The 21,085-nt window shown below is 72.2% G+C and carries 22 protein-coding genes; 18 read left to right on the top strand and 4 right to left on the bottom strand.

Annotation, left to right across the window (positions count from 1 at the left end; translation table 11 throughout):
• The first annotated feature begins 11 nt into the window (after positions 1 to 11).
• Together ABZ117_RS03370 and ABZ117_RS03375 are read left to right on the top strand one after the other, a co-directional pair.
• Complete coding sequence (locus ABZ117_RS03370; RefSeq protein WP_356816909.1) at positions 12 to 1,085, top strand: substrate-binding domain-containing protein; 1,074 nt, start codon at positions 12 to 14, stop codon at positions 1,083 to 1,085.
• Between the two features lie 30 nt (positions 1,086 to 1,115).
• Complete coding sequence (locus tag ABZ117_RS03375; protein ID WP_356816911.1) at positions 1,116 to 1,319, top strand: hypothetical protein; 204 nt, start codon at positions 1,116 to 1,118, stop codon at positions 1,317 to 1,319.
• Between the two features lie 131 nt (positions 1,320 to 1,450).
• Here ABZ117_RS03375 and ABZ117_RS03380 read toward each other — a convergent pair whose 3' ends face one another.
• The 4 genes from ABZ117_RS03380 to ABZ117_RS03395 all read right to left on the bottom strand — a co-directional run bounded on the left by ABZ117_RS03380 (position 1,451) and on the right by ABZ117_RS03395 (position 4,592).
• The gene (locus ABZ117_RS03380; RefSeq protein ID WP_356816912.1) at positions 1,451 to 1,714 is read right to left on the bottom strand and encodes a hypothetical protein; all 264 of its coding nucleotides are present in this window, start codon (positions 1,712 to 1,714) and stop codon (positions 1,451 to 1,453) included.
• Complete coding sequence (locus tag ABZ117_RS03385) at positions 1,711 to 2,574, bottom strand: isocitrate lyase/PEP mutase family protein (protein ID WP_356816914.1); 864 nt, start codon at positions 2,572 to 2,574, stop codon at positions 1,711 to 1,713. Before ABZ117_RS03385 ends, ABZ117_RS03380 begins: the two co-directional genes overlap by 4 nt.
• Positions 2,575 to 2,732: 158 nt before the next feature.
• Positions 2,733 to 3,389 (bottom strand): ThuA domain-containing protein, encoded by a 657-nt coding sequence (locus ABZ117_RS03390; RefSeq protein ID WP_356816916.1) that lies wholly within the window; start codon positions 3,387 to 3,389, stop codon positions 2,733 to 2,735.
• 48 nt (positions 3,390 to 3,437) lie between these two features.
• The gene (locus ABZ117_RS03395) at positions 3,438 to 4,592 is read right to left on the bottom strand and encodes a YihY/virulence factor BrkB family protein (RefSeq protein ID WP_356816918.1); all 1,155 of its coding nucleotides are present in this window, start codon (positions 4,590 to 4,592) and stop codon (positions 3,438 to 3,440) included.
• A 703-nt stretch (positions 4,593 to 5,295) separates the two neighbouring features.
• Between ABZ117_RS03395 and ABZ117_RS03400 the strand changes: the two genes are divergently transcribed.
• The 16 genes from ABZ117_RS03400 to ABZ117_RS03475 all read left to right on the top strand — a co-directional run bounded on the left by ABZ117_RS03400 (position 5,296) and on the right by ABZ117_RS03475 (position 20,931).
• Positions 5,296 to 6,930, top strand: coding sequence for an acyl-CoA dehydrogenase family protein (locus ABZ117_RS03400; protein ID WP_356816920.1), 1,635 nt, complete (start codon positions 5,296 to 5,298; stop codon positions 6,928 to 6,930).
• Positions 6,931 to 7,276: 346 nt separating this feature from the next.
• The gene (locus ABZ117_RS03405) at positions 7,277 to 8,617 is read left to right on the top strand and encodes a GAF domain-containing protein (protein WP_356816922.1); all 1,341 of its coding nucleotides are present in this window, start codon (positions 7,277 to 7,279) and stop codon (positions 8,615 to 8,617) included.
• 139 nt (positions 8,618 to 8,756) lie between these two features.
• Complete coding sequence (locus tag ABZ117_RS03410; RefSeq protein ID WP_356816923.1) at positions 8,757 to 10,091, top strand: hypothetical protein; 1,335 nt, start codon at positions 8,757 to 8,759, stop codon at positions 10,089 to 10,091.
• A gap of 47 nt (positions 10,092 to 10,138) precedes the next feature.
• Positions 10,139 to 10,711 (top strand): GNAT family N-acetyltransferase, encoded by a 573-nt coding sequence (locus ABZ117_RS03415; RefSeq protein ID WP_356816925.1) that lies wholly within the window; start codon positions 10,139 to 10,141, stop codon positions 10,709 to 10,711.
• Positions 10,712 to 10,838: 127 nt separating this feature from the next.
• Complete coding sequence (locus tag ABZ117_RS03420) at positions 10,839 to 10,922, top strand: putative leader peptide (RefSeq protein WP_345942706.1); 84 nt, start codon at positions 10,839 to 10,841, stop codon at positions 10,920 to 10,922.
• A gap of 125 nt (positions 10,923 to 11,047) precedes the next feature.
• Positions 11,048 to 12,745, top strand: coding sequence for a nitrite/sulfite reductase (locus ABZ117_RS03425; RefSeq protein ID WP_356816927.1), 1,698 nt, complete (start codon positions 11,048 to 11,050; stop codon positions 12,743 to 12,745).
• Positions 12,742 to 12,924 carry a hypothetical protein gene (locus tag ABZ117_RS03430; RefSeq protein ID WP_356816929.1) on the top strand — a complete coding sequence of 61 codons (183 nt, stop codon included), beginning with the start codon at positions 12,742 to 12,744 and terminating at the stop codon, positions 12,922 to 12,924. The genes ABZ117_RS03425 and ABZ117_RS03430 overlap by 4 nt, the downstream gene beginning before the upstream one ends.
• The gene (locus tag ABZ117_RS03435) at positions 12,921 to 13,631 is read left to right on the top strand and encodes a phosphoadenylyl-sulfate reductase (protein ID WP_356816931.1); all 711 of its coding nucleotides are present in this window, start codon (positions 12,921 to 12,923) and stop codon (positions 13,629 to 13,631) included. The genes ABZ117_RS03430 and ABZ117_RS03435 overlap by 4 nt, the downstream gene beginning before the upstream one ends.
• 26 nt (positions 13,632 to 13,657) lie before the next feature.
• Positions 13,658 to 14,194 (top strand): adenylyl-sulfate kinase, encoded by a 537-nt coding sequence (cysC, locus tag ABZ117_RS03440; protein WP_356816933.1) that lies wholly within the window; start codon positions 13,658 to 13,660, stop codon positions 14,192 to 14,194.
• Complete coding sequence (gene cysD / locus ABZ117_RS03445) at positions 14,191 to 15,126, top strand: sulfate adenylyltransferase subunit CysD (RefSeq protein ID WP_356816934.1); 936 nt, start codon at positions 14,191 to 14,193, stop codon at positions 15,124 to 15,126. Before cysC ends, cysD begins: the two co-directional genes overlap by 4 nt.
• Before the next feature lie 2 nt (positions 15,127 to 15,128).
• Complete coding sequence (locus tag ABZ117_RS03450) at positions 15,129 to 16,460, top strand: GTP-binding protein (RefSeq protein WP_356816936.1); 1,332 nt, start codon at positions 15,129 to 15,131, stop codon at positions 16,458 to 16,460.
• Between the two features lie 274 nt (positions 16,461 to 16,734).
• A complete protein-coding gene (locus ABZ117_RS03455) occupies positions 16,735 to 17,844 on the top strand; it encodes an aliphatic sulfonate ABC transporter substrate-binding protein (RefSeq protein WP_356816938.1) in 1,110 nt (369 codons plus the stop codon).
• Positions 17,845 to 17,880: 36 nt separating this feature from the next.
• Positions 17,881 to 18,660 (top strand): ABC transporter ATP-binding protein, encoded by a 780-nt coding sequence (locus ABZ117_RS03460; protein ID WP_356816940.1) that lies wholly within the window; start codon positions 17,881 to 17,883, stop codon positions 18,658 to 18,660.
• Positions 18,647 to 19,531: an ABC transporter permease gene (locus tag ABZ117_RS03465; protein WP_356816942.1), complete on the top strand. Its 885-nt coding sequence runs from the start codon at positions 18,647 to 18,649 to the stop codon at positions 19,529 to 19,531. Before ABZ117_RS03460 ends, ABZ117_RS03465 begins: the two co-directional genes overlap by 14 nt.
• Before the next feature lie 4 nt (positions 19,532 to 19,535).
• Entirely contained in the window at positions 19,536 to 20,276 is a 741-nt protein-coding gene (locus tag ABZ117_RS03470) for a sirohydrochlorin chelatase (RefSeq protein WP_356816944.1), read from the top strand.
• A 178-nt stretch (positions 20,277 to 20,454) separates the two neighbouring features.
• Positions 20,455 to 20,931: a hypothetical protein gene (locus ABZ117_RS03475; protein WP_356816946.1), complete on the top strand. Its 477-nt coding sequence runs from the start codon at positions 20,455 to 20,457 to the stop codon at positions 20,929 to 20,931.
• Positions 20,932 to 21,085: the final 154 nt, after the last annotated feature.

The following is a 21,085-nucleotide window of genomic DNA, read 5'->3' on the forward strand; positions in this document are numbered from 1 at the left end:
AGGTGGTTCCCATGGTCCGAGCGGGAGGGGCGGGCGTGGCGGCCGGGCCGACGCTGGCGGTGGTGGCCCGGGAGGCGGGCGTGTCCGTGCCCACTGCCTCCAAGGTGGTCAACGGCCGCGAGGACGTCGCCCCGGAGACCCGCCGGAGGGTCACCGAGGCGCTCGACCGGCTCGGCTACGTGCGCCGCCCCCGCTTCGACGCGGCGAAGGCACCGGGCCTGGTGGACCTGGTGCTGCACTCGCTGGAGGATTCCTGCTCGGGCGCGGTGCTGCGCGGTGCGGAGGCGGCGGCGTACGAGGCGGGCCTGGAGGTGGTGGTCTCGGCGGGGCCGGTCCGGACGCGGGACGGGCGGCCGGAGCGCGGCCGGCTGGACCGGCTGGCCGCGCGCGGCTCGTCGGGAGCCCTGGTGCATCTGGCGGAGCTGTCCGCGACGCAGTACGCGTGGCTGGAACACCACCGCATCCCGTACGTGCTGATCGACCCGGCGCACGAGCCGCCGGCCGGCGTGGTCTCGGTCGGGGCGGCCGACCGGCAGGGCGGGGCCAGCGCGACCGGGCACCTGCTGGGGCTCGGCCACGAGCGGATCGCGGTCATCACCGGCCATCCGCGCACGGTGACGGGCAACGCCCGCCTGGCGGGCCACCGTTCGGCGCTCGCCTCGGCCGGGGTCCGGTACCGCGCGGAGTACGTGCGGCACGCGGGCGACGAGGCCACCGCCCGGCTGCGCACGCACGAGCTGCTGGACCTGCCCTGGCCGCCGACCGCGGTGTGCTGCTCGGACCGGATGGCGCTCGGGGTGTACGCGGCGCTGGCCGAACGGGGGTTGAGCGTGCCGGACGACATCAGCGTGGTGGGCTTCGGTGATCTGCCCGAGGCCCGCTGGGCGGTCCCGGCGCTGACCACCGTCCGCCGGCCGCTGGCGGAGATGGCCGCGACGGCGCTGCGGCTGCTGGTGCGGATGGCGGACGGCGAGCGCCCGGAGGGGACGCGCACGGAGCTGTCGACGCGGCTGGTGCGGCGGGCGAGCACGGCCCCACCGGCCAACTGCGTGAACGCGGCGGCCCGTTCGGAGGCAGAACGGTGACCCGGGCCCGGCACGGACCGTTCGCCGGGCATGAACCACACCACGCGTACCGCCGCGGCTCTCGCCCTGGCCGCAGTCGCCCTGGTCACCGCCTACGGCACGGCCCACGCCACCGGCCACACCCTCGCCCCCGGACAGCAGCGCGTCACCGTGGCCTCGCCCACCGGCGCCCACGAACCGGAGGAGGACGTCGAGGTGGACGAGAACGGCCGCCCCGACCTCACGGAGGACTGAGCGCCGCCACCACGGCGCCGCCGGGAACGGTCACGGCCGGGCGTCTCCCGCACGGGATGCCCGGCCGTCCTCTGTGTTCCGTCGTCCCTCGGCACTGCGCCTTCGAGGTGCCTTCGGCCCGGCTCGGCGCCTCAGTCCGATGCGTGGTGGGCGCCGGCACCGAAGAGGGCCTCCACCACGTCCACGGCGCTGCCGTCGTGGTCGCTGCCGGCGGTGCCGCTGCCGGTCTGGAGGTTGGCCGTGCGGTCGACCTCCAGGATGGAGTCGGCGTGGGAGTTGTCGACCACGGTGATCAGGCCCCCGGTTCCGGCGGCGGCCACGGCGCCGGGGCCGGCGCCGAGGAGTGCGGCGGCGACCGCCGCGACCACGCCGAGCCGGGGTACGGCACCGGTCACACGCCCACTCCTTCGGGGGTGAGCCGCTCCGGGGCGATGTTGCGTTCCAGCAGGCTGGTGGCGGCCCGCACACCGATGCCGCTCGCGGGGTCCACCTCCGGCAGCCGGCCGTCGGCCGCCTTCAGACCGGAGAGCGCGGAGTCCACTGCCTCGTGCGCGGCGAACAGGCAGGGGGTGCTGTAGATCGCCACGTCGACGCCGAGGTCGGACAGTTCACCGAGGGACAGCCGGGGCGACTTGCCGCCGGCGATCTGGTTGAACAGCAGCGGCTTGTCCCCGACGACCTCCCGGATCCGCCGGATCCAGGCGACGCTGCGCACCCCGTCGACCAGGACCACGTCCGCGTCGGTGGCCGCAAGCCGCTCGGCGCGGTGCAGGATGTCGTGCTCGTCGGTGGCGTCGGTCCGGGCGACGACGACCAGGTCCCTGCGGGTCTCCAGGACCCGGTGCAGCTTCTCCAGGTACTCCTCCAGCGGCAGCACCTGCTTGCCGTCGGCGTGGCCGCAGCGGCGGGGGCGCTTCTGGTCCTCGAGGATCACACCGGAGGCGCCGATGCGCTCCAGGCCCTCGACGACGTGACAGGCGACCTCGGGGTCGACGTACCCGTCGTCGATGTCGACCAGCAGGTGGTGGTGGGGGAACGCCCCCCGCAGCCGCTGGACGAAGGCCACCATGTCGGGCCACGCGATGAAACCGATGTCCGGCAGCCCGTAGTACGAGGCCGCGAAACCGAAGCCCGAGACGAACATCCCGTCGTAGTGCCTGGCCGCGATCGATGCGGAGTACATGTCATACACGCCGATCAGCGGGGTGGTCCCGGGCCCGGCGATGCGCTCGCGCAGCTTCTTACCGTAAGTCAAGGTCCGGCTCCTTGTGTGGGTGGGTGACGCGGGACGGGGAGGGCCGCCGCGTCTCGACGCCCTTTGCCAAGACAAGAGCATCTCTAGAAACTCGCCTGACCTTCCGCCTACGCGCGCTTTACTCACCCCAATGGCGGTACGGGTTCACCGCAGAAACGTCACTCGGCGAACCGCCCCGCCCAGGTGAGGCCGCCGATGAGGTGGGCGAGGAAAACCGGGTCGCCATAGGCCCCGGCCGTGTGACCGAGCGCCGTGTAGAACATGCGTCCGCCTGTCGGGTCCTGTTCCCGGCACCAGGCGAGCGGATGGTCCGCGCCCATCCCGCCGCCGTCGTACGACGTCTCGTCGGCGCGCAGCAGCACCCGGGTACGGCCGCGCGGCGTGTGGTCGAAGTCGTACCACTCGTCGGTGAACTCCCAGACGGGCGGCAGCCGCCGGGTCGCCGGGTGGCCGGGGTCCGCGACGAGGGCGCGGCCGGGCTGGCAGGCGGGGTGCCGGGTGAAGCGCGCGCCGAGGAGTCCGCCGAACCATGGCCACCCGTACTCGGTGCAGGCCGCCGCGTGCACCCCGGCGAAGCCGCCGCCAGCGGCGACGTACCCCCGCAGCCGCTCACGCCCGGCCGGGGTCAGCACATCGCCGCTGGTGGAGAGGAAGACGACGGCCGCTAACCCGTCCAGCGGCCGTTCCAGGTCCGCCGGCTCCTCGGTGTGCTCGACCGCGAAAGGGCCGTGGGCCCGGACGGCGGCGACGGCGTCCGGGATGGAGTCGTGCCGGTAGTCGGTGGTGCGGGTGTAGAGGAGGAGACGGGGGGTCATGCGCCCATGGTGCCGCACGGCTTCCCCGCCTCCCGGTGGCCCGGACGGTCAGTGGTCCCGGTGCGGGGTGTCGCCGTTGGTCTTGTGGACGTGGTGGGGGTTCTTCGCGTGGGTGCGCAGGCGGGCCGTCACGTCCTCCGGGGGAAGGAAGCGGGACCAGCGTTCGGGGAACTCGGAGGGCATGTCGGGGTCGTCCGGGTCGGCGTCGAGGGCCGCCGCGGCCCGGGCGACGTACTCGGCGACCTGCGCCTCCCGCATCCGGTCGTTGGCCTCGCGGGCGGCGGCCGTGGCCGCGGCGGGCCAGACCCGGTCGATGGCCGCGTTCACGGCCGCGCCGACCAGTACGGCGAAGGCGGACACGCCGATCCACAGCAGGACGGCGACGGCGGCGGCCAGGGAGCCGTAGATCGTGGCGCCCTCGATGGTGCTGGTGAGGTAGATGCGCAGCAGGAAACTGCCGAGGACCCACATCGCGAGGGCGATCAGTGCGCCGGGCACGTCCTCGATCCACGGCGAGCGGACCGGCACCGACACGTGGTACAGGGTCGTCAGGAAGACGATGGAGAGGACGATCACGACCGGCCAGTACAGGACCTGCACGACCGTCGCCGACCAGGGCACGATCCGGACCACCGCGTCCGGTCCCGCCACCATCAGCGGCAGCGCCACCGAGCCGATCAGCAGCGCCACGACGAACAGCAGGAAGGCCATGATCCGGGTCTTGACGATGCCCCGGACGCCGTCGAGGCCGTACATGACGGTGATGGTGTCGATGAAGACGTTCACGGCGCGCGAGCCCGACCACAGGGCGAACAGGAAGCCGATGGAGATGACGTCGGGCCGGCCGCCCCTCATCACGTCGTGCAGGATCGGCTGGGCGATCTCCTTGACGCCCTTGTCGGACAGCACCGTGCGGGAGGCCTCCAGGAGGTTGTTCTCCAGGCTGTGGATGGTGTCGGCGCCGGTCCAGTCGTCGACGTAGCCGAGCAGCCCGATGAGGCTCAGCAGCAGCGGCGGCACCGACAGCAGCGTGAAGAACGCCGCCTCGGCCGCGAGCCCCAGGATGCGGTACTCCATGCAGGAGTTGACGGTGTCCTTCAGCAACAGCCAGGCGGTCCTGCGCTTGGAGACGTTCCGGTAGAGGGCTCTGGCCCGGTGGAGCCGGCCGGCGGGCCGCTCGGAGGGTTCACTTGCTGGCTGCACGTCCTAACGGTATCCGCCGAGCCGGGCCCGCCTCACCTTTCGGGGGCGATCACCGGTCCGGCACACCGGGTTCCCGCTCCCGCGGCCCGGCTTCCCGCTCCGGCGGACCGGCTTTCCGGCTCCGGTAGGCCGGGCTTCCCCACTCCTGCGGACCGGCTTTCCCGCTCCGGCAGGCCGGGCTTCCCCGCTCCCGCGGACCGGCTTTCCCGCTCCGGCAGGCCGGCCTTCCCGCCGCGGCAGGCCGGGCTTCCGGCCCCCGGAGGACCGGCTTTCCGGCTCCGGCAGCCCGGGCTTCCCCACCCCCGCCGACCGGCCTTCCCCCTCCGGCAGCCCAGGCTTCCCCACCCCCGCCGACCGAGTTTCCCGCCCCCGGCGGACCGGCCTTCCCCCTCCGGTAGCCCGAGCTTCCCGCCCCCGGCGGACCGCCTTCCCGCTCCCGCGGACCGGCTTTCCCGATCCGGTGGGCCAGGCTTTCCGGTCCGGCACGCCCGGCTTCCCGCTCCAGCAGGCCGAACTTCCCGCCGTCCCCGGAGGACCGGCTTCCCCGCTCCGGTAGGCCGAGTTTCGGTCCGGCGGGCCGGGCTCCCGGTCCGGCGCCCCACCGTTTCGCGGCTCGGCGCGCCCCTCACCGTCGTCGTGCCCGGTTTCCGGCGACGTGCCACGGCGGGGGCCTCACTGCCGCCGTCCCGGGTAGGTTCCCGTCATGGCAGGCACCCCCACGCACACCGTGACGAACCAGCCGCCCCCGCTGGTCGGCTACGACCTCTTCACCGCCGACCGGGCCCTCGCCGAGGCCGTCGGCCGCCACACCGCCCCGGACGTCCTGGACGAGGTGCGCGCCGAGCTGACCGCGCTCGGCCGGGCCGCCGGCTCGGCCCAGCTCCAGGAGTGGGCGGCGCAGGCCGACGGGCAGCCGCCGCGGCTGCGCACGCACGACCGCTACGGTCACCGGATCGACGAGGTCGAGTTCCATCCGGCCTGGCACCGGCTGCTCGGCAAGGGCGTGTCGGCCGGGCTGACCGGTGCCTGGACGCGGCCGGCCGGGCACGTGCGCAGGGCGGCCGGGTTCCTGCTCTGGACGCAGGTCGAGGCGGGCACCTGCTGCCCGCTGTCGATGACCCACGCGGCCGTGCCCGCGCTGCGCGCCGACTCCTCGCTGGCCGCCGAGTGGGAGCCGCGGCTGACCTCCACGGTCTACGACCGGGCGTTGCGGCCCCCCGGGGAGAAACCCGGAGCACTGTTCGGCGTGGCCTTGACGGAGAAGCAGGGCGGCAGCGACGTCCGCGCGAACACCACGGAGGCGCGGCCCCTCGCGGAGGCGGGGACGTACCTGCTGACGGGCCACAAGTGGTTCTGCTCGGCGCCCATGTCGGACGCCTTCCTCGTGCTCGCCGTGGCGCCGGGCGGGATGACCTGTTTCCTGGTGCCGCGGGTCCTGCCCGACGGCAGCCGCAACGTCTTCCTGATCCAGCGGCTGAAGGACAAGCTGGGCAACCGCGCGAACGCCTCCGCCGAGATCGAGTTCGCCGGTACGTGGGCGCGCCGGGTCGGTGAGGAGGGCAACGGGGTGCGGACCGTCATCGGGACGGTCGCCGCGACCCGGCTGGACTGCGCGGTCGGCTCGGCGGGCCTCATGCGGCAGGCGGTGGCGCAGGCCGTGCACCACTGCACCCACCGGGAGGCATTCGGCGGGAAGCTGGCCGACAAGCCGCTGATGCGCAACGTCCTCGCCGACCTGGCGCTGGAGTCGGAGGCCGCGACCGCCCTCGCGCTGCGGCTGGCCGCCGCCTGCGACGACGGCGGCGAGCGGGAGCGTGCTTTTCTGCGGCTCGCGGTGCCGGCCGCGAAGTACTGGATCACCAAGCGGTGTGCGCCGGTGGCCGTGGAGGCCGCCGAGTGCCTGGGCGGCAACGGGTACGTCGAGGAGTCCGGCCTGCCCCGGCTGGTGCGCGAGTCACCGCTGAACTCCGTCTGGGAGGGCGCCGGGAACGTGCAGGCACTGGACGTGCTCAGGGTGCTGAGCCGGGAGCCGGACGCGCTGGACGCCTGTCTCACCGAGATCGGCCGGGCGCACGGCGCCGATCACCGCCTGGACCGGGCGGTGAAGGACCTGTTCACCGAACTCGCCGACCTGGAGGGCATGGAGGGACGGGCGCGGCGGCTGGTGGAGCGGCTGGCGCTGGTGCTCCAGGGTTCGCTGCTGGTGCGGCACGCGCCGCCGGAGGTGGCCGACGCGTTCTGCGCCTCCCGTCTCGGCGGCGATCACGGCGCCTCCTTCGGCACCCTGCCGGCCGGCCTGGACCTGAGGCCGGTGGTGGAGCGGGCCCGCCCGGCCTGACCCGCCCGGGGACGACGGCGCCCCGCACGCCGTGCCGACCGCCCACCTGCACCCCCGGGCCGCCGATGGCAGGGGGTGGTGCCGCGCCGACACGGCACCACCCCCGGCGTCCGGGCCCGTCGGGCCCGCGGACGCGCGAACGCGTCGGGGTCGAGTCTCGGCCGGTCCGCGACGGTGCGCCAGGGTTGCAGGGGGTTGCAACTCATGGGGCACGCCGGGGACGTGCCCGGAGTCCGTCCATCCGCCGTGCCCGGGACGGCAGTATGGGAGACGCAGCCGGGCCGGAAACCGCCGTCCGGACGGCTTGACACCTCTGTTCGACGCCCTTGTTTCCGGGAGGACCCCCGTGGGATACCCGACGCTGGACGTGGCGCGCCTGGCCGCCGTGGACGCGGCGCACGCGGCACGGGTGCTGCGCGAGGTGCGTGACGCCACACTCGCGGGGCGACGTGCGCGGATCGCGCCCCGCCCGGTGATCGAGCAGTCGTGGGGACGGATGCTGCGCAGCGGCCTCGATCCCGAGCGCGACGTCAGATCCGGGCTGCTGCCCCCGGACGAACTGCGGCGCCGGCGCCAGGAGTCACCCCTGCGGCACGTGCTGCCGGTGCTGCGACAGGGTCTGCTTTCGGTCGCGGACGCCGCCCAGCACATCATGGTCGTGGCGGACGCCGACGGGCGCGTGCTGTGGCGGGAGGGAGCGGCGCGGGTGCTCCGCAAGGCCGACGGGCTCGGTTTCGAACTCGGCGCGGACTGGCGGGAGGACGTCGTCGGCACCAACGGGGTGGGCACCCCGGCGGTACTGCGGCGGCCCGTGCAGGTGTTCGCCGCCGAGCACTTCGTGCGGTCGCAGACCTCCTGGACCTGTTCCGGCGCCCCCATCACCGATCCCCGGGACGGCCGGCTGCTCGGTGTGGTGGATCTGAGCGGTCCGCTGGAGACCATGCACCCGGCGACGCTCGCCTGGGTGGACTCGGTGGCCAAGCTGGCCGAGGCCCGGCTGCGGGAGCGGCATCTGGACTCGCTGGAGCGGCTGCGCACGGTGGCGGCGCCGGTGCTGGCGCGGCTGGCCGGGCGGGCGGTGGCCGTGGACCGGGACGGCTGGGCGGCGGCCGTGACCGGGATGCCGTACGTGCGGCGGGTGGCACTGCCGGAGGGACTCGCGCCGGGCCGCCGGTGGCTGCCCGCGCTCGGTGTGTGCGCGGTCGAACCGCTGGGCGGGGGCTGGCTGCTGCGGGCGGAGGACGAACCGTTCGTCACCGCGGCGCCCCGGATCGTGCTGGATCTCGCCCGGCCGGACCGCCGCACGGTGACGGTCGTGGCGGCGTCGGCCTCCTGGACCCGCGAACTGAGTCCCCGGCACGCCGAGTTGCTGTTCCTGCTCGCCGAGCACCGCGGCGGGCGCGGGGCGGCGGAGCTGGCCGAAGACCTGTTCGGGGACGCCTCCAGGACGGTGACCGTGCGGGCCGAGATCTCCAGGATCCGGCGGTATCTCGGAGAGTTCCTCCAGCACCGGCCGTACCGGTTCCACGCGAATGCGGACGTCGAGGTGGTGCTCCCCGCCGACTCTCGTGACCTGCTCCCCCGGTCCGCCGCTCCGGCAGTGGCCCGGAGTCGGAACGCCGTGGAGAACGGCCGGACCGTCCCGCCCCGTCGGCACCCGCCGGCGGCCCGGACGGTGACCCCGTGAGCGCGTCTTCCGTCCATGTGCGCGGTCTTTGCCCTACGGGGCCCGTTCCTGCCGTAGCATCCCGTACGGGCCTCCCCATCTGCTCCTCGCGTCAACGTACGGACCATCAGGCGCAGTTGGCCCGCCTTCTGGAGGAGAGATGAACCATCGCGGCAGACACCGCCGGCGCAGGCGGGGAGCGGCACTGCGCGGCGTGCTGGCCGGGACCGCGCTGGCGCTGACCGCCGCCGCGACCCTGATCAGCGCGTCACAGGCTCAGGTCGCCGAGAACCCCGGCGCGCTCAAGCCGTTGACCTCCCCGGCGGACACCGGCCCGCTCCGGCTCCGGGAGCACCTGGTGCCCGGGCGCACCCTGGACCGGCTCGCCGCCGGGATGGGCCGCCCGGTCGGTGTGGACGCCGTCCTGCGCGGCGCCGACCACGCTCTGCGCGAGGCCGGCGACTGCTCCTCCGACGACCGCGCCTCCCTGCCCGTCGCCCCGGCCGCCGCCCGCGCCTACTGCTGGGACCCGGCCGACACCGCCTCCGGCGCCTGGCGGCCTGCCTCGGTGACCACCTCGGGGGACGCCGGCGACGACGGTGTCTGGGGCACCCACCGGGTCGTCCTGGCCGGCTGGACCCACCGCACCGGCACCGGCCGCCCCGCCGAACGGGGCCTGGCCCGGGTCGCCTTCGTCGACGCCGACGATCCCGCCCACCTCGCCTACCGCTGGGTGCTGCTGGTCGTGCCGGCGCACGGCGGCCGGGACTACCGGCCGCTGGCCTCCGGTATCTCCGGGATGGTCTGGTACGCGAACAAGCTCCTGGTCACCACCAGGGCGGGCAGCGCCGACGCGCTCTACGTCTACGACCTCGACCGCATCGAGCGCACCACGGTCGACGGGCCGGCGATCGGCCGGGTGCCGGGCGGCTGGTCCGCCGACGGGTACCGCTATGTGCTGCCCGCGGTCGGCTCCTACCGATTCGCCTCCGGCCGCTGTGCCGCCTCCGGGCCGCCGTGCCCGGGTGCGCTCGCCGTCGACCGCGGTACGGCGCCCGACAGCCTGGTCGCCGCGGAGTGGACCGCGCCCGGCGGCGACCGGCACACCCGTCTGTGGCGGTACGCGTTCAGCACCGACCCGGCGCGTGCCGGGCTGCTCGCCACGGATGCCGCTGGACGCGCGAACCCGGTGGAGGCCTACCGGACCCGGGCGACCGGCGTCCGGGGCGTGCTGTCGTACCGGAAGGCCGGGGCGGACCGCCCGTCCTGGTATGTGGGACGCCTGCCCGGCTCGCAGGACGGACACGGCGGGCTGTGGCGGCAGGACACCGACGGCGCCCAGGGGGCCCGGTGCGGCTCCGACACCTCGCACCGCTGCTGGGCGCGGGACGCGGGCTCCCTCTCCTACTGGCAGGCGACCGGCGAGGTGTGGTCACTTTCGGACCGGATGCTGTTCGCCCTGCCCCTGGCCGGTCTCGACCGCTCCCTGGGCTGACCGGGGCCGATCGACAGACCGGGCGGCGGGATGATTCCCTGGCCCGCATGAGCAGCGTCCCTGTCACCACGTGGTCCCTGGAGCAGACCTCCCCGGCCGACCTCCTGCCCGCCGCCGCCCCCGACGGCGAGGTCCGGATCGTCCGCGCAGAGGTGCCCTCCCCCGAGCTCAGCCGGTTCCTGTACGCGTCGGTCGGCGGCGACATCCGCTGGACCGACCGGCTGGGCTGGACGTACGCGCGGTGGCAGGAGTACCTGGACCGGCCCGGCGTGGAGACCTGGGTGGCCTACGACCGGGGCACCCCGGCCGGTTACGCCGAACTGGACCCGCAGGACGGGGGCGTGGTCGAGATCGCCTACTTCGGGCTGCTCCCCGCCTTCCGCGGCCGGCGCATCGGCGGCCATCTGCTGGCGTACGGCACGGCCCGCGCCTGGGACCTGGCCGAGCGGTGGCCGCAGCGGACGCCGACGAAGCGGGTGTGGCTGCACACGTGCAGCAAGGACGGCGAGTTCGCGATGGACAACTACCGGCGGCGGGGCTTCAAGCTGTTCGACACCAAGGTGGAGCTGGAACCGGAAGGCGCGGCACCGGGTCCGTGGCCCGGCGCATACCCCGCCTGACCTGCCGGGACAAGACTTCGCGCGGCGCATGTGAGCGACGACACCCTCGTCCCACATTTCGGGACTAGGATGTCCGCATGATGGACGAAGCTGGACTGTGTCCAGATCGCCGTGACACGCTTCCGTCATGTCCGGAACTGGAGTTGCCTTGGTGAGTCGGCGGCACGTCGACCTCGGCCGCATGTCCAGCGCCATCTGTCCGGCGAGCTGACCACTCCAGCACCGCCGACCCCCCTCGCACCGATTCCTGCCGCGCAAGGACGCGCGCGCCTGCCCGCATGCGCACGTACGCGCAGGTCAGAGCCGATTTCCGCCTGTCCCGAAGGACGTAGAACCATGGCCGCCACCCCACAGGACCCCGCCGCCTCCGCGCCCCGCCGCAAGGTGAGCCGTCACCGCGGCGAGGGTCAGTGGGCCATGGGTCACTTCACGCCGCTCAACGGCAACGAGCAGTTCAAGAAGGACGACGACGGTCTCAATGTGCGGACACGCATCGAGACGATCTACTCCAAGCGCGGCTTCGACTCGATCGACCCCAACGACCTGCGTGGCCGGATGCGCTGGTGGGGGCTGTACACCCAGCGCAAGCCCGGGATCGACGGCGGCAAGACCGCGATCCTGGAGCCGGAGGAGCTGGACGACGAGTACTTCATGCTCCGCGTCCGCATCGACGGCGGTGCGCTCACCACGCGGCAGCTGCGGGTGATCGGCGAGGTCTCCCAGGAGTTCGCGCGCGGCACCGCCGACATCACCGACCGGCAGAACGTGCAGTACCACTGGATCCGGATCGAGGACGTGCCCACGATCTGGGAACGGCTGGAGGGCGTCGGCCTGTCCACCGTCACCGCCTGCGGCGACACCCCTCGCGTGATGATCGCCTCCCCGGTGGCGGGCATCGCCGAGGACGAGATCATCGACGCCACGCCGGCGCTGGAGGAGATGAAGCGCCGCGTCCTGAACAACCCGGCCTACTCCAACCTGCCGCGGAAGTTCAAGACGGCCATCTCGGGCTCGCCGCTGCTGGACGTCGTGCACGAGATCAACGACGTGGCCTTCGTCGGCGTACGGCACCCCGAGCACGGGCCGGGCTTCGACGTGTGGGTGGGCGGCGGCCTGTCGACCAACCCCAAGCTCGGCGTGCGCCTGGGTACCTGGGTGCCGATCGACGAGGTACCGGACGTCTACGAGGGCGTCATCTCCATCTTCCGTGACTACGGCTACCGCCGGCTGCGCACGCGTGCCCGCCTGAAGTTCCTGGTCGCCGACTGGGGCGCGGAGAAGTTCCGGCAGGTGCTGGAGGACGAGTACCTGCACCGCAAGCTCGCCGACGGCCCCGCTCCCGAGCAGCCCGTGCAGCAGTGGCGCGACCACATCGGCGTGCACCGGCAGCAGGACGGCCGGTTCTACGTCGGGTTCGCCCCGCGCGTCGGCCGGGTGGACGGCGCCACACTGACGAAGATCGCCGACCTCGCGGAGGCGCACGGCTCGGGCCGGGTGCGGACCACGGTCGAGCAGAAGATGATCGTCCTCGATGTCGAGCAGGACCGGGTCGAGTCGCTGGTCGAGGCACTGGAGGCGCTGGACCTCACCGCCCGGCCGTCCTCCTTCCGGCGCGGCACCATGGCCTGCACCGGCATCGAGTTCTGCAAGCTCGCCATCGTCGAGACCAAGCAGCGCGGCTCCCAGCTGATCGACGAACTGGAGCGCCGGCTGCCGGACTTCGACGAGCCGATCACCATCAACCTCAACGGCTGCCCGAACGCCTGCGCCCGTATCCAGGTCGCGGACATCGGTCTCAAGGGCCAGCTGGTCCTCGACGGCCAGGGCCGGCAGGTCGAGGGCTACCAGGTGCACCTCGGCGGCGCGCTCGGCCTGGAGGCGGGCTTCGGCCGCAAGGTGCGCGGCCTGAAGGTCACCGCGGAGGAACTGCCCGACTACGTCGAGCGGGTGCTGAAGCGGTTCCAGGCGGAGCGCGAGGACGGCGAGCGGTTCGCGGCCTGGGCGGCGCGGGCGTCCGAGGAGGCGCTGTCGTGAGCGAGCGGGCCGCGCCCTTCTACTGCCCCTACTGCGGCGACGAGGACCTGCGTCCCGGCGACGAGGGCCACGGCGCGTGGGAATGCGGGGCGTGCAACCGCGCCTTCCGGCTGAAGTTCCTCGGCCTGCTGGCCCGGGGGCTCCAGCGAGCCGACCACGAAGGGGACGAGCGCATATGACGACGGCTCAGGAAGGCCGTACCGACGAGGAGTCGAAGGCACTCGCCGAGCAGGCGGGCCGTGACCTGGAGGACGCCAGCGCACTGGAGATCCTCCGGTGGGCGGTGGACACCTTCGGCGAGGAGTTCTGCGTCACCTCCTCCATGGAGGACGCCGTGGTCGCCCATCTCGCCTCGCGCGTGCTGAAGGGCGTGGACGTCGTCTTCCTCGACACCGGCTACCACTTCCCGGAGACCATCGGCACCCGGGACGCCGTGGAGGCCGTGATGGACGTCAACGTCATCACCCTCACGCCGAGGCAGACGGTCGCCGAGCAGGACGCGGAGTACGGCCCGAAGCTGCACGACCGCGACCCCGACCTGTGCTGCGCCCTGCGCAAGGTGCGCCCCCTCGAAGAGGGCCTGAGGAACTACCGGGCGTGGGCGACCGGCCTGCGCCGCGACGAGTCCCCGACCCGGGCGAACACCCCGGTCGTCGGCTGGGACGAGAAGCGGCGCAAGGTCAAGGTCTCGCCGATCGCCCGCTGGACCCAGGACGACGTGGACGCCTACATCGCCGAACACGGCGTGCTCGCCAACCCGTTGCTGACGGACGGCTACGCCTCCATCGGCTGCGCCCCGTGCACCCGCAGGGTCCTGGAGGGCGAGGACGCGCGCGCCGGCCGCTGGGCGGGCCGCGGCAAGACCGAGTGCGGACTGCACGGATGACGAACGACCAGATTCAGGAGAACCACGTGACGACCGGAGCCACCGTCTGGCTCACGGGCCTGCCGAGCGCCGGCAAGACCACCATCGCGTACGAGCTGGCCGGCCGGCTGCGTGCCGGCGGCCGGCGCGTCGAGGTGCTCGACGGCGACGAGATCCGCGAGTTCATCTCGGCGGGCCTCGGCTTCTCCCGGGAGGACCGGCACACCAACGTGCAGCGCATCGGCTTCGTCGCCGAACTGCTCGCCCGCAACGGCGTCACGGCGCTGGTGCCGGTGATCGCGCCGTACGCGGACAGCCGGGACGCGGTGCGCAAGCGGCACGAGGAGAACGGGACGCCGTACCTGGAGATCCATGTGGCGACCCCGGTCGAGGTGTGCAGCGAGCGCGATGTGAAGGGGCTGTACGCCAAGCAGGCCGCGGGCGAGCTGACCGGGCTGACCGGCGTGGACGACCCGTACGAGGAGCCGGTCGGACCCGACCTGCGGATCGAGTCGCAGCACCAGACGGTGCAGGAGTCCGCGGCGTCGGTGTACGCGCTGCTGAGCGAGAGGGGATGGGCATGACCGCGGTCGTCACAGTGGAAGAGGGCACGCACAGCCCGTACGCCCTGTCGCATCTGGACGCCCTCGAGTCCGAGGCCGTGCACATCTTCCGCGAGGTGGCGGGCGAGTTCGAGAACCCGGTGATCCTGTTCTCCGGCGGCAAGGACTCCATCGTCATGCTCCACCTGGCGCTGAAGGCGTTCGCCCCGGCCCCGGTCCCGTTCGCCCTGCTCCATGTGGACACCGGACACAACTTCCCGGAGGTTCTCGAGTACCGGGACCGTGTGGTCGCCGCACATGGGCTGCGCCTCCATGTGGCCTACGTCCAGGACTACATCGACCGCGGTGTGCTCAAGGAACGTCCCGACGGCACCCGCAACCCGCTCCAGACCCTTCCCCTCACCGAGAAGATCCAGAGTGAGCGGTTCGACGCCGTGTTCGGCGGCGGACGCCGGGACGAGGAGAAGGCCCGCGCCAAGGAGCGCGTCTTCTCCCTGCGCGACGAGTTCTCCCAGTGGGACCCCCGCCGTCAGCGCCCCGAGCTGTGGAACCTGTACAACGGCCGGCACGCCCCCGGCGAGCACGTCCGGGTGTTCCCGCTGTCGAACTGGACCGAGCTGGACGTCTGGCAGTACATCGCCCGGGAGGGCATCGAGCTGCCGCAGATCTACTTCGCGCACGAGCGCGAGGTGTTCCGGCGGGCCGGCATGTGGCTGACGGCCGGCGAGTGGGGCGGCCCGAAGGATGCCGAGACCGTCGAGCTGCGGCAGGTGCGCTACCGCACGGTCGGTGACATGTCGTGCACCGGCGCCGTCGACTCCGACGCCACCACGCTGGAAGCCGTGATCGCCGAGATCGCCGCCTCCCGGCTCACCGAGCGGGGCGCGACCCGCGCCGACGACAAGATGTCCGAGGCCGCGATGGAAGACCGCAAGCGCGAGGGGTACTTCTAACGATGAGCACGACCACGACCGAGGTCCTCCGGGAGACCACCCTGCTGCGGTTCGCCACGGCGGGTTCCGTGGACGACGGCAAGTCCACGCTCGTCGGGCGGCTGCTGCACGACTCCAAGTCGGTCCTCACCGACCAGCTGGAGGCCGTGGAGCGCGTCTCCGCGAGCCGCGGCCAGGACGGTCCGGACCTCGCGCTGCTCACCGACGGCCTGCGCGCCGAGCGGGAGCAGGGCATCACCATCGACGTCGCCTACCGCTACTTCGCGACCCCGCGCCGCCGGTTCATCCTGGCCGACACGCCGGGCCACGTGCAGTACACCCGCAACATGGTCACGGGCGCCTCCACCGCCGAGCTGACGGTGGTGCTGGTCGACGCCCGCAACGGCGTGGTCGAGCAGACCCGCCGGCACGCGGCCATCGCCGCCCTGCTCCGGGTTCCGCACGTCGCCCTGGCCGTCAACAAGATGGACCTCGTCGGGTACGCGGAACCGGTGTTCGCCGCGATCGCCGAGGAGTTCACGGCGTACGCGATCGAGCTGGGCGTGCCCGAGGTCACCGCCATCCCGATCTCGGCGCTCGCCGGGGACAACGTGGTGGAGCCGTCCGCGAACATGGACTGGTACGGCGGTCCCACCGTGCTGGAGCACCTGGAGACCGTGCCGGTCAGCCACGACCTGGCGCACTGCCACGCGCGGCTGCCCGTGCAGTACGTGATCCGGCCGCAGTCCGCCGAGCACCCGGACTACCGGGGATACGCGGGCCAGATCGCGGCCGGCACGTTCCGGGTCGGCGAGGACGTCACGGTCCTGCCGTCCGGCCGGACCACGCGGATCGCCGGGATCGACCTGCTGGGCGAGCCGGTCGACGCGGCCTGGACGACGCAGTCGGTGACGGTCCTGCTCCAGGACGACATCGACGTCTCGCGCGGCGACCTGATCGTCCCGACCGAGGACGCCCCGGCCATCACGCAGGACGTGGAGGCGACCGTCTGCCATGTCGCCGACGCCCCGCTGACCGTCGGCCACCGGGTGCTGCTCAAGCACGGCACCCGCACGGTCAAGGCGGTCGTGAAGGACATCCCGTCCCGGCTCACCCTCGACGATCTTTCCCTGCACCCGCACCCGGGACAGCTCGTCGCCAACGACATCGGCCGGGTGAAGATCCGTACCGCCGAGCCGCTGCCGGTGGACTCCTACGCCGACTCGCGCCGCACAGGCTCCTTCATCCTGATCGACCCCGCCGACGGCACCACGCTCACCGCGGGCATGGTGGGCGAGTCGTTCGCGTCCCCCGTACCGGTCGCGGACGAGAGCGACGACGGGTGGGACTTCTGAGCATGACGACGACCGATTTCTACTCGACGTTCGCGAAGGAGGGCGGCCGCGTCGGCAGCGGCGCCCTCGGCAGCGGGCAGGGCGGGGTCGCCCGATGTGTGTGATGACGTACGCGCACCGCCTGCGCGCCCCGTCCCCCCTCGCTCCCCCACATGCTCCACTTCGCTCGCAGGCGGGGGGATCCCCACCCCGGAAGCGACGAAGACCGAACGCCGATTTCCCGGCCACGACCTGAAAGACCGTGACCGCCGGGCCAACGAGAGGAACGCCTCCCGTGCCTGCCAACCGCTCCACCCTGCTCCGCCGCGGCATAGCCGCCGTCGCCGCTCTCCCCCTGCTCACCCTGGCCGCCTGCGGCTACGGGTCCGATGCCAAGAACGACACCACCACCAAGGTCGCCGCCGGGGCGAAGAAGACCGACGGACTCGACTCCGTCAAGATCGGCTACTTCGGCAACCTGACCCACGCGACCGCCCTGGTCGGCGTGCAGAAGGGCTTCTTCCAGAAGGCGCTGGGCGCCACCGAGGTCAAGCCCGCGATCTTCAACGCCGGCCCGTCCGAGATCGAGGCCCTCAACTCCGGCTCCATCGACATCGGCTGGATCGGCCCGTCCCCGGCGATCAACGGTTACACCAAGTCCGGCGGACAGAGCCTGAAGATCATCGGCGGTTCGGCGTCCGGCGGGGTGAAGCTGGTCGTGAACCCGAAGAAGATCAAGTCCCTGAAGGACGTCCAGGGCAAGAAGATCGCCACCCCTCAGCTGGGCAACACGCAGGACGTGGCGTTCCTCAACTGGGCGGCGGACCAGGGCTGGAAGGTCGACGCACAGAGCGGCAAGGGTGACGTCACCGTCGTCCGCACCGACAACAAGATCACTCCGGACGCCTACGCCTCCCGTTCGATCGACGGTGCCTGGGTGCCGGAACCGACCGCGTCCAAGCTGGTCGCCGAGGGCGCCAAGGTGCTGCTGGACGAGTCGACGTTGTGGCCGGACAAGAAGTTCGTGATCACGAACATCATCGTGCGGCAGGGCTTCCTCAAGGAACACCCGAAGGCGGTCGAAGCCGTGCTGAAGGCCGCGGTCGACACCAACAAGTGGATCAACGCCAACCCCGACGAGGCGAAGGCGGCGGCGAACAAGCGGCTGGAGATCGACTCCGGCAAGGCACTGCCGGCGAAGGTTCTCGACCCCGCCTGGAAGTCCATCCAGTTCACCGACGACCCGCTGGCCGCCACCCTCGGCACCGAGGCGCAGCACGCGGTCAGGGCCGGCCTGCTGGAGAAGCCGGACCTCAAGGGGATCTACGACCTGACGATCCTCAACAAGGTCCTCAAGGCCGCGGGCGGGAGCCCGGTCGACGCCGCCGGTCTCGGCTCCAGCTGACGCCGGTCCCCGATGACTTCCCAGGAGGTGACGACCATGGCCACGACCCTCGCCGAGGCCGACCAGGCGGTCGAGTACGCGGCACGTCTTGAGCACGTCTCGAAGTCCTTCGCGACACCGGGCGGGCAGCAGCTCGTCCTGGACGACATCAGCATCGATGTCGCGCCGGGTGAGTTCGTCACCCTCCTGGGGGCCTCGGGCTGCGGCAAGTCCACACTGCTGAACCTGGTTGCCGGTCTCGACCGGCCGTCCGCCGGAGCCATCCGCACGGACGGGCGGCCGGCCCTGATGTTCCAGGAACACGCCCTCTTCCCATGGCTGACCGCGGGCAAGAACATCGAACTCGCCCTGAAACTCCGGGACGTTCCCAAGCCCGAACGCCGTCCCAAGGCCGAGGAACTGCTCGAACTGGTCCGGCTGAAGGGCGCGTACGGCAAGCGCGTCCACGAACTGTCCGGCGGTATGCGCCAGCGTGTGGCCATGGCCCGCGCACTGGCCCAGGAGAGCGGCCTGCTGCTGATGGACGAGCCGTTCGCGGCACTGGACGCCATCACCCGGGACGTGCTGCACGACGAGTTGACCCGGATCTGGCAGGAGACCGGCCTGTCCGTGCTGTTCGTCACGCACAACGTGCGCGAGGCGGTGCGCCTGGCCCAGCGGGTGGTCCTGCTGTCCTCCCGTCCGGGCCGCATAGCGCGGGAGTGGACGGTCGACATCCCGCAGCCGCGCCGCATCGAGGACGCGCCCGTGGCGGAACTGTCCCTCGAAATCACCGAAGTCCTGCGTGGGGAGATCCGCCGTCATGGCCAGCACTGACACGACCAAGACCGTCCGGTCGGACGCCGGCAGCGTCGAGGCGGGCCTGGACGCGCTGGAGAGCGGTGTCGTCGGCCGTACGCCGCTGCGGCAGACGCTCATCGGCAAGGTCCTGCCACCGGTCGTCGCCGTCGCCGTGATCCTGGCGGCCTGGGCCCTGCTGTACCCGGTGGTCGACAACCCGACGAAGCTTCCGTCGCCGGCGGCCGTGGGTGACGCCTTCGAAACCGCCTGGCTCAAGGGCGATCTGCTCGGATACATCTGGACCAGCGTCTCGCGCGGTCTGCTGGGCTTCGCCTTCGCGGTGCTCATCGGCACTCCGCTGGGTCTGCTGGTGGCGCGGGTGAGGTTCGTGCGCGCGGCCATCGGCCCGCTCCTGTCCGGTCTGCAGTCGCTGCCGTCGGTGGCCTGGGTGCCGCCGGCGGTGATCTGGCTGGGCCTGAACAACTCGATGATGTACGCGGTGATCCTGCTCGGCGCGGTCCCGTCGGTCGCCAACGGCCTGGTGGCCGGCGTCGACCAGGTGTCGCCGCTGTTCCTGCGCGCGGGCCGCACGCTGGGGGCGACCGGCGTCCGCGGCATCCGGCACGTCACCCTGCCGGCCGCGCTGCCCGGCTACGTGGCCGGTCTGAAACAGGGCTGGGCCTTCTCGTGGCGGTCGCTGATGGCCGCGGAGATCATCGCGAACTACCCCGACCTGGGCGTGGGCCTGGGCCAGTTGCTGGAGAACGCCCGCACGGCTGCCGACATGGCCATGGTGTTCGAAGCCATCGCGCTCATCCTGTTCGTCGGTATCGCCATCGACCTGCTGATCTTCAGTCCGCTGGAACGGCGCGTGCTGCGCAACCGCGGCCTGCTGGTGAAGAGCTAGCCCTGTGCACCACAAGCCCGTTCTCCTCGTCATCGCCCACGGCAGCCGTGACCCGAGGCACGCCGCGAGCGTCCACGCCCTGGTAGGGCAGGTACGGTCGCTGCGGCCGGGGCTGCGCGTGGAGACGGCCTTCCTGGACTTCAACATCCCGTCGGTGCAGGGAGTGCTGGAGTCGCTGGCGGCCGAGGGCGTGCGAGACGTCGTGGCCCTGCCACTGCTGCTGACCCGGGCCTTCCACGCCAAGGCCGACATCCCCGCGGTGCTGCGGGACGCGCCGGCGCGGCTGCGGATCCGGCAGGCGGAGGTGCTCGGCCCGTCCCCGCTGCTGCTGGCCGCGTTGGAACGGCGTTTGTACGAGGCGGGGCTGATGCCCGCCGACAAGTCCTCGACCGGTGTCGTACTGGCCTCGGCGGGTTCCTCCGACCCGGAGGCGACCGCAGTGATCGCCGACATCGCGCGGGAGTGGTGGCTCACCGGCTGGTGCGCCGTGCGGCCCGCGTTCGCCTCCGCATCCCTTCCGCGCACCGAGGACGCGGTACGGGAGCTGCGTGCCCTGGGCTGCGAGCGGGTGGCCGTCGCGCCGTACGTGCTGGCTCCCGGTTTCCTGCCGGACCGCATCGCGCGGGGTGCGGCCGGGGCGGACGTGCTCGCCCAGGTGCTCGGCCCGGCCCCGGAGGTGGCTCGGCTCCTGCTGGAGCGGCTCGACGAAGCGGTGCCGCGGCTTTCACTCCCGCGCATCGCCTGAAGTTCCCGTACCGCGGTTCCGGCCCAGGGTGCGGCGCATCCGAATGTCGTGGCATATTCACGCGTATACCGTCTGCATATTTCTCGCGAAACCCGGACCTCAGATCATGCTCAACTGGGTTGCCCTCCCACTCATTCACACGAAAGGATGATCACACAACCAAAGAACGGGGAATACGGTGAACCTCACCAAGAAGCGGCTGGCCACTCTGGCGGTACCGGCCGCCGCCACAATTCTGCTGACCGGCCTGTCCACTCCTCAGGCGTCCGCTGCCACACTCAAGGCGGATGCGACCTGCTCGGCTTCGCTCACTCCCACCGCGGATGCCAAGATCAAGGTCCGGACGTATTACACGAAGAAGACGAGCACGACCTGGAAGCACCTGAACCGGTACTTCTACCCGAGCAGCCACGGCATCAAGAAGTCGCGTTCGGACACGGACATGACCAGCTGGCTGCTCGTCGGCAGCAACCGGATCGACTGGGACCACGAGAAGCCGGGGTCGATCCGGTGGGACAATATCGCGGTCAGCTACGGCTACCCCCAGGGGCAGAATCCCGTGACCAAGAAGGGCAAGACCCGCCTGGTCGCCCACGGCTGGTACGCGCTGGACACCTGGCCCACCGAGTGCAAGGCCCAGTCCTGGGTGTTCTAGTCCGCCGACCGTCGCGTGGGTGCGCAGCGCCGCTGCGCACCCACGCGGTGTCCCTGACACCGGGAAAAGCATGAGCGCCCAGAAGAAGCTTCTCGTACTTGCATCGGCATTGAGCGGACTTCTCCTCGCCACCGGATGCACTTCGCCGCCGAGC

It is taken from the genome of Streptomyces sp. NPDC006309 (assembly GCF_040613095.1).
Classification (GTDB): Bacteria; Actinomycetota; Actinomycetes; order Streptomycetales; family Streptomycetaceae; genus Streptomyces.

Coding starts and splice junctions, on each gene's coding strand:
- cysD (WP_356816934.1), top strand. CDS start 14,191: ATGACCGCGGTCGTCACAGTGGAAGAGGGCACGCACAGCCCGTACGCC.
- ABZ117_RS03400 (WP_356816920.1), top strand. CDS start 5,296: ATGGCAGGCACCCCCACGCACACCGTGACGAACCAGCCGCCCCCGCTG.
- ABZ117_RS03460 (WP_356816940.1), top strand. CDS start 17,881: ATGGCCACGACCCTCGCCGAGGCCGACCAGGCGGTCGAGTACGCGGCA.
- ABZ117_RS03425 (WP_356816927.1), top strand. CDS start 11,048: ATGGCCGCCACCCCACAGGACCCCGCCGCCTCCGCGCCCCGCCGCAAG.
- ABZ117_RS03375 (WP_356816911.1), top strand. CDS start 1,116: ATGAACCACACCACGCGTACCGCCGCGGCTCTCGCCCTGGCCGCAGTC.
- ABZ117_RS03450 (WP_356816936.1), top strand. CDS start 15,129: ATGAGCACGACCACGACCGAGGTCCTCCGGGAGACCACCCTGCTGCGG.
- ABZ117_RS03370 (WP_356816909.1), top strand. CDS start 12: ATGGTCCGAGCGGGAGGGGCGGGCGTGGCGGCCGGGCCGACGCTGGCG.
- ABZ117_RS03410 (WP_356816923.1), top strand. CDS start 8,757: ATGAACCATCGCGGCAGACACCGCCGGCGCAGGCGGGGAGCGGCACTG.
- ABZ117_RS03390 (WP_356816916.1), bottom strand. CDS start 3,389: ATGACCCCCCGTCTCCTCCTCTACACCCGCACCACCGACTACCGGCAC.
- ABZ117_RS03465 (WP_356816942.1), top strand. CDS start 18,647: ATGGCCAGCACTGACACGACCAAGACCGTCCGGTCGGACGCCGGCAGC.
- ABZ117_RS03415 (WP_356816925.1), top strand. CDS start 10,139: ATGAGCAGCGTCCCTGTCACCACGTGGTCCCTGGAGCAGACCTCCCCG.
- ABZ117_RS03435 (WP_356816931.1), top strand. CDS start 12,921: ATGACGACGGCTCAGGAAGGCCGTACCGACGAGGAGTCGAAGGCACTC.
- ABZ117_RS03420 (WP_345942706.1), top strand. CDS start 10,839: ATGTCCGGAACTGGAGTTGCCTTGGTGAGTCGGCGGCACGTCGACCTC.